The organism is Streptosporangium oxazolinicum, assembly GCF_039537505.1.
GTDB lineage: Bacteria > Actinomycetota > Actinomycetes > Streptosporangiales > Streptosporangiaceae > Streptosporangium > Streptosporangium oxazolinicum.
In genome coordinates this window covers 213133-230950 of sequence record NZ_BAABAQ010000010.1, presented here as the reverse complement: position 1 = coordinate 230950, position 17818 = coordinate 213133, and the positions used below count along the sequence as shown (strand labels likewise).

Genomic DNA, 17818 nt, shown 5'->3' with positions numbered 1-17818 from the left:
CTCCCAGCGGTCTCCCAGCGGTCTCCCCGCGGTCTCCCCGCGGTCTCCCGAGGTCCGGCCGCGAGATCGGTGGATCATGTATCCGCAGGTGACGCGCTGGCCGTCCGCCCCCGTCCGCCGGGCGGCGGTGGCGGGTTCTGTCGGTGGCGCCGTGCAGTATGGGCGGTGACCCGGTTTGCCAGCCGGATCGGGAGTCAGGGGGCGACGATGAGCGAGACGACGGGCGCGGGCGGAGCGCTCGACCACTTCACCCGGATGACCAGAGACTGGTTCACCGGGGCGTTCGCCGCGCCGACCGCCGCGCAGGAGGGGGCGTGGGCGGCGATCGCCCGGGGTGACAACACCCTGGTGGTGGCGCCCACCGGCTCCGGCAAGACGCTCGCCGCCTTCCTGTGGTCGCTCGACCGGCTCGCCTCCTCCGCTCCCGGCTCCCCCCTCGACGCCGGAGGCGCCATCGCGAGCGCGGGCACCCCGGCGGGCGGCGCCGTCACGGGCGCCCCGGGCACCCGCGCGGGCTCGACGGACGGCGGGAGTCCGGCGAATACGGGCTTGGCGGCGGGTGCGGGCACCCGAGGCGGGCGGAGGCGTTCGCGGGAGGACGGCGAGCCGGTGAGGCGGTGCCGGGTCCTGTACGTGTCGCCGCTCAAGGCCCTCGCGGTCGACGTCGAGCGCAACCTCCGGGCGCCGCTGGCCGGGCTGGGGCAGACCGCGCGGCGGCTCGGTCTCCCGGTGCCGGAGATCTCGGTGGCGATCCGGTCCGGCGACACCTCCCCCGAGGAGCGGCGCCGGTTCGCGACCAGGCCGTCCGACATCCTGATCACCACCCCCGAGTCGCTGTTCCTGCTGCTCACCAGCCAGGCCCGCGAGGCGTTACGCGGCGTGGAGACGGTCATCGTCGACGAGGTGCACGCGGTGGCGGCCACCAAGCGCGGCGCGCACCTGGCCCTCAGCCTGGAGCGGCTCGACACCCTCCTGCCCCGGCCCGCCCAGCGGATCGGCCTGTCGGCGACCGTGCGGCCGGTGAGCGAGGTCGCCGCCTTCCTGGGCGGAGCGCGCCCGGCGACCGTGGTCCAGCCACCCTCCGACAAGGAGATCGAGGTCGAGGTGGTCGTCCCGATCGAGGACATGACCGAGCTCGACACGCCTCCCCCCTCACCCGACACCGACGACGACCGCTGGCTGACCGAGACCCCGGCCAGGCGGTCGATCTGGCCGCATGTGGAGGAGCGGCTGTTCGAGCTGATCGGGAGCCACAGCTCCACGATCGTGTTCGCCAACTCCCGGCGGCTGGCCGAGAGGCTGTGCACCCGCCTCAACGAGCTGGCGTGGGAGCGGCGGGAGGACGGCGAGGAGCGAGCCGGGGAGAGCGCGGGGGCGGAGCCGGTGCACTGGTCCGAGGGGTTCCCCGGGCCACCGGCCTCCGTCTCCACCCCGGCGGCGATGATGGCGCAGGCGGGCGCGGCCAAGGGGGTCGTCCCGGAGATCGTGAGGGCTCACCACGGTTCGGTGTCGAAGGAGGAGCGCTCCCAGATCGAGGAGGCGCTCAAGTCCGGGCGGCTGCCCGCCGTGGTCGCGACCTCCAGCCTGGAGCTCGGCATCGACATGGGCGCGGTCGACCTGGTGGCCTGCGTCGGGGCGCCGCCGAGTGTGGCGAGCGGCCTGCAGCGGATCGGCCGGGCCGGGCACCAGGTGGGAGCCGTCTCGCGGGGCGTGATCTTCCCCAAGTACCGGGGGGACCTGGTCCAGACGGCCGTGGTGGCCGAGCGGATGAGGAGCGGGGGGATCGAGGACCTGCGCTACCCGCGCAACCCCCTCGACGTGCTCGCCCAGCAGATCGTGGCGATGACCGCGCTGGACGAGTGGACGGTCGACGAGCTGGAGGAGGTCGTGCGGCGAGCCGCCCCCTACCGGACGCTGCCCAGGAGCGCGCTGGAGGCGACGCTCGACATGCTCGCCGGGCGTTACCCGAGCGAGGAGTTCGCCGAGTTGCGGCCGCGCGTCGTCTGGGACCGGGTGACCGGCACCCTGCGGGGCCGTCCCGGAGCCCAGCGGCTGGCGGTCACCAACGGCGGCACGATCCCCGACCGGGGGCTGTTCGGCGTGTTCCTGGTCGGGGAGAAGTCCTCCCGGGTGGGTGAGCTGGACGAGGAGATGGTCTACGAGTCGCGGGCCGGGGACGTGTTCGTGCTGGGCGCGACCTCCTGGCGGATCGAGGAGATCACGGCCGATCGGGTGCTGGTCACGCCCGCCCCCGGCCAGCCGGGAAAGCTCCCGTTCTGGCACGGCGACACCGCCGGGCGACCGGCGGAGCTGGGGAGGGCCATCGGCGCGTTCCTCCGCGAGATGTCGGCGGCGGGCGCGGACGCCGAAGCGGGAGGCGGAGGCACCCGAGGCGCGAAAGCGGGAGACGCGGGAGCGGGACGCGGAGAGGCGGGGAAACGGGAGTCGCGAGCAGGCGCGGACGCGGAGAACAGGGGAGCGGGACGCGGGGAAACGGGAGGCACGGGAGCGGAAGACACGGGAGCGGAAAAAACGGGGAAGCCGGAGGCGGGAGACGCGGGAGCGGGAAACGGGGAAACGAGAGCGGGAGACGCGGCGCGGGAGGCCGCTCTGGAGCGGATCAGGGCGGCGGGGCTGGACGAGTTCGCCGCCGCCAACCTGCTCTCCTACCTGGCGGAGCAGCGGCAGGCGACCGGTTACGTGCCGGACGACAGGACGTTGCTGGTCGAGCGCTTCCACGACGAGCTGGGCGACTGGCGGGTGGTGGTGCACTCCCCGTACGGGGCGCGGGTGCACGCGCCGTGGGCGCTGGCGATCGGGCGGCGGCTGCGGGAGCGCTACGGCGTCGACGTGCAGGCCGTGCACTCCGACGACGGGATCGTGCTGCGCATCCCCGACACGCTCTCCGATCCCCCGTCCGACGTCGCGGTCTTCGACGCGGACGAGATCGAGCGGATCGTCACCGAGGAGCTGGGCGGCTCGGCGCTGTTCGCCGCGCGGTTCCGCGAGTGCGCGGGGCGGTCCCTGCTGCTGCCGCGCCGCGTGCCGGGCAGGCGTTCGCCGCTCTGGCAGCAGCGGCAGCGCGCCTCCCACCTGCTGAACGTGGCGGGCCGCTACGGGTCGTTCCCCGTGGTGCTGGAGACGATGCGCGAGTGCCTCCAGGACGTGTTCGACGTGCCGGGGCTGGTCCGGCTGATGCGCGACATCGAGGCGCGGCGGGTCCGGCTGGTGGAGGTCGAGACCGACAAGGCGTCGCCGTTCGCGGCGTCGCTGCTGTTCAACTACGTCGGCGCGTTCATGTACGAGGGGGACGCCCCGCTGGCCGAGCGCCGTGCCCAGGCGCTCGCGCTCGACACGAGCCTGCTGGCAGAGCTGCTGGGCCAGGCGGACCTGCGCGAGCTGCTCGACCTCGACGTGATCACCGACGCCGAGCGGGAGCTGGCCCGGCTTGACCGGCCGCTGCGCGACGCCGAGGACCTGGCCGACCTGCTCCGCTCCCACGGCCCCCTGGTGGCCGAGGACGTCGGTGTGCGCGGGGGCGACCCGGCGTGGCTGACCGCGCTGGAGGGCTCCCGGCGGGCCATCAGGGTGCGGGTGGCGGGGCAGGAGCGGTGGGCGGCGATCGAGGACGCCGCCCGGCTGCGCGACGCGCTCGGTGTGCCGCTGCCCGTGGGGGTGCCGCACGCGTTCCTGGAGCCGGTCGACGACCCGCTGGGCGACCTGCTGGCCCGGCACGCCCGTACGCGCACCCCCTTCCTCGCGAGCACCGCCGCGGCCAGGTTCGGTCTCGGCCCCGCGGTCGTCACCGACGCGCTGCGCCGCCTGGCCGCCTCGGGGCGGGTGGTGAGCGGGGAGTTCAGGCCGGGTGGCCGGGGCGAGGAGTGGTGCGACGCGGGGGTGCTGCGGATGCTGCGCCGCAGGTCCCTGGCGAGGCTCCGCAAGGAGGTGGAGCCGGTCTCCCCGGAGACCCTTGCCGCCTTCGCGCCCGCCTGGCACGGCGTCACCGGCTCCCCGCAACGGGGCAGGCCGCCGATCGACGCGCTGGTGGGCGCGATCGAGCAGTTGCAGGGCGCGGCGGTGCCCGCGTCGGCGCTGGAGACGCTCATCCTGCCCTCGCGGGTGCCCGGGTACGACCCGTCGTTCCTGGACGAGCTGACGGCCTCCGGCGAGGTGATCTGGGTGGGGCAGGGGTCCCTGCCGGGCGGCGACGGCTGGGTGTCGCTCTACTTCGCCGACACCGCGCCGCTGCTGATGCCCGGCCCCGGCGACATCACCCTGACGCCGGTGCACGAGGCGGTGCTGGAGGTGCTGGGCGGCGGGGGCGCGCTGTTCTTCCGCGAGCTGGGCGCCCGTGTCGGCGCCCTCCTGACCGGTTCCGTCCCGGACGACCGTGCCCTGTCCGCCGCCGTGTGGGATCTGGTGTGGTCGGGCCGGATCACCGGTGACACGCTGGCGCCGTTGCGCGCCGTCCTCGGGACGGGGCGCCCGGCGCACCGCCCGGCCCCGACCCGGCGACGGCGGGCGGTGCTGCCGAGCAGGAGCGGTCCGCCCACGGTGGGCGGGCGCTGGTGGGCGCTGCCCGCCCTCGCGGAGGACGCCACCCAGCGCGCCCACGCCCAGGCCGAGGTGCTTCTGGAGCGGCACGGCGTGGTGACCAGGGGCGCGGTGACCGCCGAGCGTCCGCCGGGCGGGTTCGCGGCCGTCTACCAGGTGCTCCGCGCCTTCGAGGAGAGCGGCCGGTGCCGCAGGGGCTACTTCGTGGAAGGGCTGGGCGGCGCCCAGTTCGCCCTCCCCGGCGCCGTCGACCGGATGCGCGCCACGTCTCCCTCGCCCGACCACCCGGACACGGCACCTGCGCCCGATCCGTGGAGCGCGCGGAAGCCGGAGCGGCCGGAGGGAAACACCCGGCGGGCGGTGGTGCTGGCGGCCGCCGACCCGGCCAATCCGTACGGGGCGGCCCTGCCGTGGCCCGCCCATCCCGGGGAGGTGTCCCACAAGCCCGGCAGGAAGGCCGGATCGCTGGTCGTGCTCGTCGACGGGCACCTGACCCTCTACGTCGAGCGCGGCGGCAAGACCCTGCTGTCCTTCTCCGGCGACGACCGTCTCCAGCCCGCCGTCGACGCCCTCGCACTCGCCGTGCGCGACGGCGCCCTGGGCAAGCTGACCGTCGAGCGGGCGGACGGCACCTCGATCAACGACTCCCCCCTGGGCGCCGCCCTGGAGGCCGCCGGGTTCCACCCGACCCCGAGGGGGCTGCGCCTGCGGGCTTAGGGCCTGTTTTGTGGATCTTTTCGCCTACTGCGGTCGCCCACGCGGCGCCTCGCGGCGTTGTCGTCGCCCATAACTCCGTTATGGACTCCTCCTCCGCCTCGCGGGGCATCCACCTGGACGATCCTCGCCACGGCGAAGATCCACAAAACAGGCCCTTAGCAGGTCGGACCCGGTCCCGGCGGCGGTCCCCACGCCGGGAGCGCCACGGCCTTCACGTGCGGGCAGGCTCCACCGCCCGCGCCGAGGCGCTGGTCGACCCGCCGGTGTGAGGCCGGGGGCCGGGGCCCCGCGCCGAGGCACCGGCCGGGCCCGCGAACGGATTGCAGCCACCTACCACTGGTTCACAACCGGACATTGCGACATTGGCCACGTTGTTAGATGAAAAGGGGAAACAACATGGCAAAGGCCAAGCCGGAGCTGTCCGCGCTGTCCGAGATCGGCACCGAGCTGGACGAGAGCCAGCTCGCGCAGGTCAACGGCGGCTACTACTGGGACTTCTACCACTGGGAGGACTTCGCTCCCGGTGGCTGGGCGTACTGACCCGACAGGGGCGTGTTGACACGGCACGCGTAGCCGGATAGGCGCGAGAAGACGGGGTGCGGCCACCGGCCGCGCCCCGTCCGCGTTCTCCGTCCCGTTCTCCCCCTCCGAAACCCCGGGATCCTCCCCGCCTCCCGCCTCAGGGCCGGTCGCCGGAGGAGACCGGTGCCCCGGAGTTCCGCCGGTCAGGACGGGGTCAGTTCCGGATCGAGACCACCTCGGCGACCGGCTCGTCACGCCCGCCCTCCTGACGCTCGCGCTCCTGACGCCGCTGGATGGTCTGGAAGCCGACCAGGTCGTCCGGGAGCGCGTCGGGGACGTCCTCGTCGAACCTGGACAGCGTGCGGGTCCGCATCGCGACCAGCGCCGTGACCGCGATGGCGACGGCGAACAGCACGTACATCAGGCCGACGCCCCGGCCCTCGCCGGTGCCGAGCACGAGGCCGACCGTGTCGGCCAGCGGCCCCCCGGGGACCAGCAGCGGTTTGAACAGCGCGCTGCCGTACGGGGCGACCAGCCCGAAGCCGATCGGCAGGGTGGACCAGGCGATGAGCGTGTTGAGCGCGATGACGCGGCCGTGGAAGCGTTGCGGCACCTTGACCTGGATGATCGTCGCGTAGACGCCGTTGAGCATGGTGAGCCAGAACGACATCCCGAAGGCGCCGACCGCGATCAGGACCAGGTTCTGCTGCAGGCCGGTGACCAGGCAGAAGAGGCCCAGGACCAGGGTGGAGAGCATGACGCCGCGCAGCCTCCGGCGACGCGGGCCTCCCCAGACGGTCATGGTCAGGCCGCCGAGGAAGACCCCGAGGCCGCCGAAGAAGGAGATCCGGCCGACGTCCTCCAGGGTGGCGAAGCCCAGGACCAGCGGCGAGATGAGCAGGAACAGCGGGGACAGGAAGATGTTCAGCACCGCGAAGAAGAACAGCATGGCGCGGAAGCCCCGGTTGCCCCAGGAGAACTTCCAGCCCTCGACCATCTCGGCGACCAGCGACTCCCTGCGCTTCCACGCCATCGTCCTCGGGAAGCGGACGAAGAGCAGCACCCCGATCGCGAAGACGTACGAGACGACGTCCAGGACGAGGATGCCCTCCAGCCCGATCACGGCCATCAGGCCGACCGCGGCCAGCGGGACGACCAGCTGGGCGGTACCGGTGACCATCTGGACCACGCCGTTGGCGTGGCCGAGGAAGCGCTTGGGGACCAGCTGCGGGATGGCGGAGTTGTAGGCGAGGCGCTGGAAGGTCAGCGCGACCGACAGCAGGACCAGGAGCGGGTAGATGTGCCAGATCTGCAGGTTGCCGGTCCACAGCAGCACGCCCAGTGCCAGCTGGGTGCCGAACGCGCCGATGTCTCCGGCGAGCATGACCTTGCGCCGGTCGTAGCGGTCGACGAGGGTACCGGCCAGCGGGGACACCAGCATGCCGGGGACGAGCGCGAGGACGGAGAACAGGGCCATCATGGGGAGCGAGCCGGTGGTGATGTAGATCCACAGCGGGATGGCGAACTCGGTCAGCGACGACCCGATGATCGAGACGAGCTGCCCGGCCGCCACGGCGGCGAACCGCTTCATGCTTGGCGAAGGGCCGGAGCGCGCCGGGGGATCCGTCGCGACCGGGTGTCCCGTCCCGGGTGGCGCGCCGCCAGTGCCCGTACCGGGAGAAGCCGTTTCCGGACCGGGAAGAGGTCCCGCGCCGGTGACCGCGGGGGCCATCGTCGCCGGGGCGATCTCCGCGGCGGCGTCCTGGGTGGAGACGCCGCCGAGCCACCAGGTCGATCGGTCGGTACGGGTCAGCTTGGCCGTGTCGCCGGAGGCGATGGCCCGGTGGGTGCCGGTGACGATGGCGGCGAGCTCTTCCGCCCGATATTTCAGGAAAAAGTGCCCGGCCTCGTCAAGGACGACCACGGCCGTGGAGCCGGTCAGGAGATGCCACTCGCGGTAGCGCTCCTGGTAGAACTCGGTGGCCGGGTCCCGGTCGCCCGCCACGGAGATGATCGGCGCCCTGAGCGGCTCGACGCCCTCCTCGAAGAGACGGGTGAAGTAGCGTTCCGCCTCTTTGGTGCCCTTGCGACGGTTGTCGATCATCAGCTTGAGCTGGTCGCGTTCCAGGTCCTCCACGTCGAGACCCGCGGCCTGCAGGGCGTTGGCCCAGACCTGGTCGCTGCGCAGGCGGTCGGTCAGGTTCGACAGCTTGGCCAGCACCGAGGTGGGACGCGCGAAGGGGAAGATGCCGCCGAGGTAGATCGCCTCCACCGGGCGGCCCGCGGCCTCCAGGCGGCGGGCGATCTCCACGGTCAGCATCACGCCGAGCCCGCAGTGCCCGTACAGCGCGAGCGGGCCTCGGATGTCCTTGAGGATCTCCTCCACGCAGCCCTGCGCGACCTCCGCCACCGGCCGGGTCTCCTCGATCAGCCCCATCTCCTGGCCGGGGACGGCGACCGCGTGCAGCGCCCAGTTCTGGGGCAGCGTGTCGGCCAGCGGCTGGTAGATGGCCGCGCTGCCGCCGCCGTACGGCACGCACACCAGGGTCGAGGTGGCCGTGCGGGCCGGGGTGAGCCGGTGCAGGAGCATGCGCGGGCCGTCGTCGGCCGTCTCAACGAGCCGCGCGAGCTCGCGGACGGTCCGGTGCTTGAACAGGTCCAGGATGGTGACCTGGCGCCCGCCTTCGGGAATGGCTTTCCGAAGGCGGGCGACCACCTGCGCGGCGAGCAGCGAATGACCGCCCAGGTCGAAGAAGTCGTCCAGCACACCGACCTGGACCAGTCCGAGCACCTTCGCCCACACCGCCGCGATCGCCTCTTCGAGCGGCGTCTCCGGCGGGACGAATCCGGCTTCCTGGTCAGGTCGTGCCTCGTCGGGCTCGGGCAGCCTGGCCCGGTCGACCTTGCCGTGCGACTTCAGGGGCAGCTCGTCCAGCCAGACGAACCGCCCGGGAATCATGTACTCGGGGAGCCGTTCACCGAGCCGCGCCCGCAGCTCGCTGACGCTGGTCTGGTCTCCCGCGACCTCGCCGACCACGTACGCGACCAGCCGGTCCCCGCGCAGGTCGACGACGGCGTGGGCGACTCCCGGCTGTTCGGCGAGCACCGACTCGATCTCCGGCAGCTCCACCCGGTAGCCCCTGACCTTGACCTGAAGGTCGCGGCGGCCGAGGAAGCACAGGTCACCGGAGGGCAGCCACCGGCCGAGGTCGCCGGTCCGGTACATGCGGGCACCGGGCCCGCCGTACGGGTCGGGCAGGAATCTCTCGGCCGTCAGGCCGGGCCGTCCGAGGTATCCGCGGGCGAGACGGTCGCCGCCGAGGTAGATCTCGCCGGTCATGCCGGGCGGGACCAGCCGCAGGTGCTCGTCGAGCACGTAGACCCCGGCGCCAGGCAGCGGCCTGCCGATCGGCAGGTTCAGCGCCCGCTCGCGCTCGCCGGTGACGGCGTGGGTGGAGATGCCGACCGTGGCCTCGGTGGGGCCGTAGTGGTTGACCACCGTGGTGTGCGCGGTCAGCTCCCGTGCCCAGCTCCACCGGGACGCCTCGCCGCCGAGGACGAGGAGCTTGCGCGGGAGCAGCTCGGCGGGATCGTCCACCGCGGCGAGCAGCGAGGCGAGGTGGGAGGGGGTCATCTTCAGGTAGTCGGTGCCGCTCAGCAGCCCGGCGAGCTCCTCGGCGGGAGCCTGGGGGTCGGCCAGGTGCAGCTCTCCGCCGGTCATGAGCGACAGGTAGAAGATCGTCACCCCGAAGTCGAACGAGAGCGACTGCAGCAGCGTGTACACCGCGCCGGGTTCGACCTCGAAGCGCTCCCTGACCCCGGCGAGGTAGTTGAGCACCTGCCGGTGCTGCACCCCGACGCCCTTCGGCCGCCCGGTGGTCCCCGAGGTGTAGATCACGTACGCGAGGTCGCCGGGCGAGACCTCGGGGGACTCGAACCCGGTCTCGTCCAGCGCCTCGGAGTCCAGGCGGATCGCCGGCGCGTCGGGGACGTCGGGCAGCAGGTCGCGCAGCGCGGAGGTGGTGAGGACGGCGACGGCCCCGGCGTCGGCGAGCATGTACGCCAGCCGGTCGCGGGGCTGCTTGGGGTCGAGGGGCACGTAGGCGCCACCGGCCTTCAGCACGCCGACGACGGCCGCCGCGAGGTCGGTGGACTGCTCCAGGAAGACGCCCACCCTGGTGTCGGGGCCCACGCCGTACCGGTTCCTCAGCAGGGCGGCGATCCTGGTGGAGCGCTCGTCGAGCTCGGCGTACGTCAGCGAGCCGCCGCTCCCGCTGTGCGCCGTACCCGAGCCGCCACCCGCCGCGGGGGCCGTACCCGAGGCGGTGACGTCGTGGACCACGGCCGTCGCGCCGGGGGTGAGCGCGGCCTGCGCGGTGACGAGGTCGTGCAGCAGGTCGTGTCCGGACGGCCGCAGGGCGGGTCCCGAGCCGAAGCCCAGGACCAGGTCCCGTTCGTCGTCGGAGAGCAGCGACAGCTCGCCCACCCGCGTGTCCGGGTCCGCCACGATCGAGCGCAGCAGCGTCTCGAAGCGCACGGCCAGCAACTCCACGGTCTCCGGGTCGAACAGGGCGGTGCTGTAGGCGAGGTGCCCGACCAGCCCGCCGTCCGGGCTCTCGAACAGGTAGAGGCCGAGGTCGAAGCGGGTGGTCCTGGCCGGGAGCGTGAGGTAGGAGACGCGCCCGTCCTCCTCGCCCGCCTTGAAGTTCTGCAGCGCGAACGTGACCTGCGCGAGCGGCGACCGGCTCACGTCGCGGACCACGTTCAGCTCGTTGACCAGCTGGTCGAACGGGAGCTCCTGGTGCGCGTAGGCGTCCAGCGCGGTCTCGCGCGTCCGGGCCAGGAAGGTGGTGAACGACGGGTCGTCGGCCAGGTCGGCGCGCAGGACCAGGGTGTTGACGAACATGCCGACGACCCCGTCCAGCTCGGGCAGCCCGCGCCCGGCGACCGGGGAGCCGACCGCGAAGTCCGTCTGCCCCGAGTAGCGGGCCAGCAGCACCTGGAAGGCGGCGAGCAGCGTCATGTACGGCGTGGCCCCGGCCGAGGCGCCCAGCTCGGCGAGCCGCCGGGCGAGGTCGGCGTCCACCCGGACGTCGAGGGCGGCCCCCTCGTGGCGCTGCTCGGCGGGGCGCGGCCTGTCGGTGGGCAGCTCGATGGCGGGCAGCCCGGCGAGCCGGTCACGCCAGTGGCCGATCTCGCGGCGGTGGTCGCGGCCCCGCTGCCAGAGGGCGTAGTCGCCGTAGCCGACCGGCGCGGGCGGCGGGGTGGCGCCGTCGTGCAGGGCGAGCAGCTCGCGGATGAGCAGGTCGCTGGACCAGCCGTCGATGACGGTGTGGTGGGCGGCGATGAGGAGGACGTGGTCGCCGGGCGCGATCCCGACCAGCACGGCGCGGAAGAGCGGGCCGCGCTCCAGGTCGAACGGGACGGCGAGGTCGGCGTCGAGCAGCTCGATCGCGGCGTCCACGCCGTCCGCCTCGGCGACGCGCAGCGCGGCGGGCCCCGGCTCGTCGATGACCAGCTCGGGGGTGCCGTCGTCGGTGGTGAGGAACCTCGTGCGCAGGGCCTCGTGGCGCGCGACGATCTCGTCCAGCGCCCGGCGCAGCGCGTCGGCGTCCAGGTCCCCGCGCAGGCGCACCGCGACGGGGACGGTGTAGGTGGTGGTGCCCGGCCGGTACTGCTCGAGGAACCACAGGCGTTCCTGGGCGTGGGACAGGGGCGGGACGGTTCCGGGGGCGCGGCGGGCGACGGCGGCCCGCGACTCCCCCCGGCTCTTGAGCCGCTTGGCGAGCAGCGCCTTCTTGGCGTCCGACAGGGTTGTCTCGGTCACGCGTGTAGCTCCATCCGGAGGGCCGCGAGGAAGAGCGCGGCGTCCCGGCCGTTGATCAGCCGATGGTCGTAGGCGAGGCCGATGTTGGCGACGGTCCTCGCGGCCACCGTGCCGTCCTCGGCGAAAACCGGTTCGGGCTGCGGCGAGGTGATCGCGAGGGCGCAGACCGTACCGGGGAAGACGAAGGGGATCGCGAGGATGACGTCGGCGTCGGTGTGCAGGGTGACGGCGATGTTGGCACCGGTGAGGTCCTTCTCGCGGAAGTCGCCCTCGGTGGCGGCGAGCCGGTAGCGCATGAGCGCGTCGGCGATCGCCTTGAGCGAGCCGGTGTCGCGGACGACCGGCACGTACAGGCCCTCGCCCATGTCGAACGTGACGCCCACGCGCGGGGCGTCGGCCGGACGCGCCCGATCCCCGTCGAGCGAGGCGAAGAAGAGCGGGAACGCCGGGTGCAGCGCGGCCACCGCCTGGACGAACAGCTCCGCGAGCCCGACCGGCCTGCGGACCTCCCTGGTCAGTCCCCTGGCCCGCTCCAGCAGCGGGCCCACCTCGAACTTCACGACGGTGTACGCGGCGGGGATGGTGTCGTGCGAGGTGGTGACGGCGCGCGCGACGGCCCGCTGCACCCGCGAGAGGCGGTGCGTGCCCGCGTCCGCGACCGGTTCCGGCACGTCCTCCAGTACGTCTCCCGGCACGGCCTCCGGCGTGTCTTCTCGCGTGTCGGTGGCCGTCCGCTCGGTACGGCGGGCGGCCAGGGCCTCCACGTCGTTCCTGCGGATGACGGCGAGGCCCAGGGACGCGACCTCGGCGTGGGAGACGCCGAGCTCCTCCATCGCCGCGCGGGCGGGCACGGTGACGACCGGCTCGGCCACCGGCGCGTCCTCCGAGGTCACGGGCTCGGGCGCGCCGGACACCGCGTCGGACACCGCGTCGGACACCGGGGCGGGCGGCGGGGCCGCCTCGGGCGTGATGCGGGCGAGGAGCGCGCCGGGAGCGATCAGGGTGCCGAGTGCGGCGGCGTGGTGCAGGTAGCCGGTCTCTTCGGCCTCCAGCTCGTCGGTCGCCTTGGAGGTCTCCAGGACGGCGATCGGCTCCCCGGCGATGACGGGCTTGCCGTTCCCCACCAGCCACTCGACGATCAGGTACTCGGTGTCGTTGTTGTTCAGCTTGGGAACGTGGATGTCAGCCACGCAGAGCCTCCCGTACGGCGTGGTGGATCGTGGACTCCCCGACCAGGACCTCGTTCTCCAGGTGCGCGGCGGTGGGGATCACGGAGGCCCGTGAGTGGACGAGACGGACGGGTCCGCGCAGGCGGTCCCAGACGCGGGCGTGCAGCAGGTGGGCGACCTCGCTGCCCCAGGTGCCCCCGGCGGTGCTCTCCTCCGCGACCAGGACGACGTCCCCGAGGTGGGGCAGGAACGCGTCGGCGTCCAGCGGGTAGAGCCGGGAAGGGACCAGCAGCCGGACGGAGATCTCCTCCTCCATCATCAGGGAGCGCATCGCGCCCAGCACCCGGTGGGCCATCCCGCCGGGGGCGATGACCACGCAGTCGGGGCGGTCGCCCGCGTCGCGGATGTCCACCACCGCCAGATCACCGTCACGGCGCGTCAGGAACAGCGGGTCCACCCGCTCCATCTGCCGGGTGTAGAGGACCTTGTCCTCGAAGAACACGCACGGCTCGCCCCGTTCCAGCATCGCCGCGAACACCGCGCGGTTGTCGTGGAAGGGGGACATCTCGTACAGCGACAGCCCCGGCATGCCGACGAAGTGCTTCTGCAGGCTCTGGCTGTGGGTGGGACCGTAGCCCCGTCCGCCGCCGGTCGGGCAGCGCACCACCATCCGCAGCGGCAGCCGCCTGCCGTACATCGACACCGACTTGCTGGCGAAGTTGCACAACTGGTCGAAGGCGAGCGCCACGAAGTCGCCGAACATGATCTCGGCCACGGCCGTGTTGCCGGTGAGCGCGAGTCCCGCCGCGACGCCGGTCAGCGCGCCCTCACTGATCGGGGTGCCGATCACGCGCTCGGGAAAGCGGGTGGACAACCCCTTGGTGACCTTGAAGGCGCCGCCGTACGGGTCGAGGATGTCCTCGCCGAGCACGTAGGCGGTGGGGTCGTCGTCCAGTAGCCCGTGCAGGGCCGCGTTGAGGTTCTCCGCTACGCGCACGGTCCCTCCCAGCGGGAGAGAGGGCGCGCGGCCACCTCGTCGGCGACGGCCTCGACCTCGGCCTGGACGACGCCGTCGAGCCGGTGGAACTGCTCCGGGTGGTCGTGGGCGTAACGGGTGTACCAGTCGCCGTCCCTGGCGGCCCGTACGGCCTCGGCCGGGCGGATGTCGTCGCCCTTGCTGTGCGGTCCGAGGCGGTGGGTGACGAACTCGACCACCAGCGGCTGCCCCTCGCGCACCCGCGCGATCTCGCGTTCCAGCGAGAAGCGGATCTCGTTGACGTCGATGGAGACGACCAGCCGGTGCGGGATGCCGAAGGCCGCCGCCCGGCCGGCCACCGTACCGGCCATCTGCGAGGTGGTCGGGGTGGACTGGGCGATGCCGTTGTTCTCCACCACGACGAGCAGCGGGAGCCGCCAGAGCGCGGCGAGGTTCAGCGCCTCGTAGACCGCGCCCTCGCCCCAGGTGCCGTCGCCGATGTGCACGCAGGCCAGGGTGCCGGGCTCGGCGCGCTTGAGGTGCAGCGCGACACCGGCGGCGACCGGCATGCTCTCGCCCTGCACGCCGGTGGACATGTAACGGTCGCGGTGGATGTGCTGGCTGCCGCCGACACCCCCGCAGACCGCGCCCTCCCTGCCCATGATCTCGGCGAGCAGACCGTGCGGGTCGCGGAACCTGGACAGGTAGTGGCCGTGTCCCCGGTGGTTGCTGAAGACGTGGTCGGCCGGGCCGAGCAGGGGTCGCAGCGCGACCGGGACGTACTCCTGGCCCAGGCAGGTGTGCGTGGTGCCGTTGAGGTCGCCCCTGCCGTACAGCTCAAGGAGCTTGAGCTCGAAGTGCCTGACCAGGAGCAGGAGTTCCAGGTCGTCGTCGGCGAGGGGGGAGAGACGGAGCCCGTCGAGGGTCTCAGTCATCGATTATCTCCAGGGTAGGAACCTCGGTCTTCAGATCGGGGTGGAGACATGGCACGATGCCGCGCGACGGATTCTCGAAATCCTGAGCGAGCCCGGCCCGGGAATCGTTACTGTGTGTGATGTGACGCAGACCGTGAAGCGGGCGTTCAAGTTCCGTTTCTATCCAACCGACGAGCAGGCGGTAGAGCTTGCCCGTACGTTCGGCTGCGTACGTCTCGTCTACAACAAGGCCCTTGAGGAGCGCAGCCGCGCCCACGCATTGGAGGGGCGCGGACTTTCCTATGCTCAGTCGTCGGCCGCACTCACCGAGTGGAAGAAAACCACAGAACTTGCCTTTTTGAACGAGGTGTCCAGCGTTCCGTTGCAGCAAGCGCTGCGCCACCTGCAAACAGCCTTCACCAACTTCTTTACCCGACGAGCCGGATACCCGGCGTTCAAGTCCCGCAAGAAGTCGCGGTTGTCGGCCGAGTACACCCGCTCGGCGTTCCGATGGCGAGAAGGCAGGCTGACGTTGGCGAAGATGGGTGAGCCGCTGGCCATCACATGGTCGCGTCCGCTGCTCGAAGAAGCCGACCCATCCACGGTGACGGTAAGCAAGGACGCGGCTGGACGCTGGTTCGTCTCCATCTTGTGCGAAGACGCGATTCGCCCACTGGCACCGGCCACCGCCGTAGTTGGGGTGGACGTCGGTATCACCGCCTCGGCGACGCTGTCGACCGGGGAGAAGATCGCCAATCCTCGCTATGAGCGCGCCGACCGGCGCAAACTGGCCAGGGCCCTGCGCAACCTCACCCGTAAGGAGAAAGGTTCGGCCAACCGGGAGAAGGCGAAACGCGTCGTCGCCCGGATCCACGCCCGGATCGCCGACCGGCGCCGGGATCATCTGCACAAGGTCACCACCCGGCTTGTTCGCGAGAACCAAGTGATCGCCTTGGAAGACCTCACCGTGCGTAACCTGGTCACGAATCGCAAACTGGCCCGTGCCGTCTCCGATGCCTCCTGGCGGCTGCTGCGCTCCATGCTGGAGTACAAGGCCGCCTGGTACGGGCGGGAAGTGCTGGTGGTGGACCGCTGGTTCCCCTCCTCCAAACTGTGCCCGGCCTGCGGAACCATCGCCCCGCCTATTCCGCTGAGCGTCCGTGATTGGGTGTGTGCCTGCGGTGCGACTCATGATCGGGATATCAACGCCGCGAGAAACATCCTCGCCGCCGGGCTGGCGGAGAGGCAAAACGCCTGTGGAGCTGGTGTAAGACCTCAAGGGAGTTCTCTCCTGGCGGGCGACCGGCGGTGAAGCAGGAACTCTCACGGGCGACCGTGAGACTCCCCCTCGTTCACGAGGGAGGGGAAGTCAACGCCGAGGGAGTCCACGATCCCGGCGATCGTCGGGTTGTCGAAGAAGGCGTCCAGGGAGACCTCGACGTCCAGGCGCTTGCGCATGCGGGCGATGATCTGCGTGATGGTCAGGGAGTGGCCACCCAGATCGAAGATGTCGTCGTCGTCGGCGATCGGCGAGATGCCCAGTACTTCCTCCCAGATCTCGCGCACCTGGTCGGTCAGCGTGGTGACGGAACCCATCTCGTTCTCCAGAATTTCGTGCAGTGACAGGTCGGGGTCGTGAGTGGCGCGTTCCAGAAGGAGACGCAGGTCGTCTGCCACCCGGGCGGCGTCGGGCACCGTCTCGGGGTCGTGGCGCAGGCTGATCTCCAGCCCGCCGGGGCCGTCCACGCACTGCAGGTGCAGCGCGCCGCGTACCGCGTGGTTGAAGACGGTCCACTCCACCGACGCGTCGAGCCCGGTGAACACCGGGTCGGCGTCGCGGCGGGTGCGGTAGCTGACGGAGACGGGGACCAGCGCGGCGTGCGGCCGCAGGCGGGGCATCGCCCGGGAGAGCGGCACCTGGCGGAACCGGTAGACCTCCCGCAGCTCGGCGCGCAGCGCGGTGGCGAACTCGCGGAAGGTCGCCTCCGGGGACGGGCTGGAGGCGACCGGGAGCTCGTTGACGAACAGGCCGACGTGTCCGGCGGCCTCGGGGGGCCGGGTGGACAGGTCGACGGCGGTGGTCACCGCGGTGTTGCCGTAGCCGAGGAGCAGGGTGTGCAGCGCGGCGAGCAGCACCTCGAACCGGGTCAGGCCGGGAGACGGCGTGCCCGACGGGCCGGAAGGCGAACCGGAGGACGTGCCGGGGAACGGATCCGAGGCCGGGCCCGACGGGGAACTCAACGGCGGGCCCGAGGCCGTACCGAACGGCGGAATGGACGGCGCGCCGGACGGCGAAGCGGAAGACGTACCGGAAGACGTACCGGGCGGTGGAACGGATGTCGGGCTGGAAGACATGCCGGACGGCGGAACGGACGGCGGGCCGGGGGCCGGACGGGGCGGGATCGACGGGTCCACGGTGAACCGCAGCACCCGGCCCTCCCCCGCCCTCCGGGATTTCAGCGCGCGGCCGAGGACGACGGTCTCGCCGGGATCGCGCCAGCGGGGCTTCCAGAACTCCCGCGCGCCGGGAAGCACGGCCGCGACCCGCTCGCGCTCGGCCCGGCCGTGGTCGATGCCGGGCAGCGGGAGCGGCGGCTCGCCGTTGTAAAAGGCGGCCAGGTCGCGCACCAGGATGTCCTTCGACTGCCCGTCGAAGACCAGGTGGTGGGCGACGAAGAGTAGCAGGTGCCGTCCGGGGCCGACCTCGAACAGGGTGAACCTGGCCAGCGGGCCCTTCTCCAGGTCGAACGCGCGCAGGATCTCCTCCCGCACCGCCTCTCGCACGGCCCGCCCGTACCGCTCGCCGTTCCCACCGTTCTCGCCGCTCTCACGGTTCTCGTACGACGGATCCGGTGCGTCCGCGGAGCTCGTCGGGTCCGGGAGGGAGTCACCGGTGACGTCGTCGGAGGAGTCGAAGGAGTCAGGGAAGTCGAGGGAGATCGTCGCCTGGCGTACGGGAACCTCGGCGCCGGGCACGAGCCGCAGCTCGTTGTCCACCTCCGCCACCACGCTGCCCAGCATCGGGTGCCGGGCGACCACCGCCGAGCAGGCCGCCAGAAGCGCGCCGGTGTCCAGGTCGCCGCGCAGGTGGACGAGTATCGGCATGTGATAGGCGGCGCCCCCGCCCACGGTCTGCTCG

7 protein-coding genes and 1 pseudogene are annotated in these 17818 nt (G+C 72.3%); 3 read left to right on the top strand and 5 right to left on the bottom strand.

The features are described 5' to 3' along the window. Positions 1 to 207 precede the first annotated feature (207 nt). On the top strand, positions 208 to 5271 hold the full coding sequence (locus ABD817_RS25570) for an ATP-dependent helicase (RefSeq protein ID WP_344920678.1): 5064 nt from the start codon (positions 208 to 210) through the stop codon (positions 5269 to 5271). Between the two features lie 396 nt (positions 5272 to 5667). Further along, on the top strand, positions 5668 to 5811 hold the full coding sequence (locus ABD817_RS25565; RefSeq protein WP_344920677.1) for a hypothetical protein: 144 nt from the start codon (positions 5668 to 5670) through the stop codon (positions 5809 to 5811). Between the two features lie 196 nt (positions 5812 to 6007). Here the strand turns inward: ABD817_RS25565 and ABD817_RS25560 are convergent, their stop codons facing one another. From ABD817_RS25560 to ABD817_RS25545, 4 genes are read right to left on the bottom strand one after another with little or no spacing between them, the layout of a single operon-like run. Then, positions 6008 to 11620, bottom strand: coding sequence for a non-ribosomal peptide synthetase/MFS transporter (locus ABD817_RS25560; protein ID WP_344920676.1), 5613 nt, complete (start codon positions 11618 to 11620; stop codon positions 6008 to 6010). Next, on the bottom strand, positions 11617 to 12810 hold the full coding sequence (locus ABD817_RS25555) for a 2-oxo acid dehydrogenase subunit E2 (protein WP_344920675.1): 1194 nt from the start codon (positions 12808 to 12810) through the stop codon (positions 11617 to 11619). Before ABD817_RS25555 ends, ABD817_RS25560 begins: the two co-directional genes overlap by 4 nt. After that, on the bottom strand, positions 12803 to 13786 hold the full coding sequence (locus ABD817_RS25550; protein ID WP_344920674.1) for an alpha-ketoacid dehydrogenase subunit beta: 984 nt from the start codon (positions 13784 to 13786) through the stop codon (positions 12803 to 12805). The genes ABD817_RS25555 and ABD817_RS25550 overlap by 8 nt, the downstream gene beginning before the upstream one ends. After that, positions 13777 to 14700, bottom strand: coding sequence for a thiamine pyrophosphate-dependent dehydrogenase E1 component subunit alpha (locus ABD817_RS25545; RefSeq protein WP_344920673.1), 924 nt, complete (start codon positions 14698 to 14700; stop codon positions 13777 to 13779). The genes ABD817_RS25550 and ABD817_RS25545 overlap by 10 nt, the downstream gene beginning before the upstream one ends. Before the next feature lie 121 nt (positions 14701 to 14821). Between ABD817_RS25545 and ABD817_RS25540 the strand changes: the two are divergent. After that, positions 14822 to 16014 (top strand): annotated as a pseudogene (locus ABD817_RS25540) (RNA-guided endonuclease InsQ/TnpB family protein); the annotation flags it as partial. Here ABD817_RS25540 and ABD817_RS25535 read toward each other — a convergent pair. Then, the gene (locus ABD817_RS25535; RefSeq protein WP_425583408.1) at positions 16003 to 17700 is read right to left on the bottom strand and encodes a condensation domain-containing protein; all 1698 of its coding nucleotides are present in this window, start codon (positions 17698 to 17700) and stop codon (positions 16003 to 16005) included. The pseudogene ABD817_RS25540 and the gene ABD817_RS25535 overlap by 12 nt on opposite strands. Positions 17701 to 17818 lie beyond the last annotated feature (118 nt).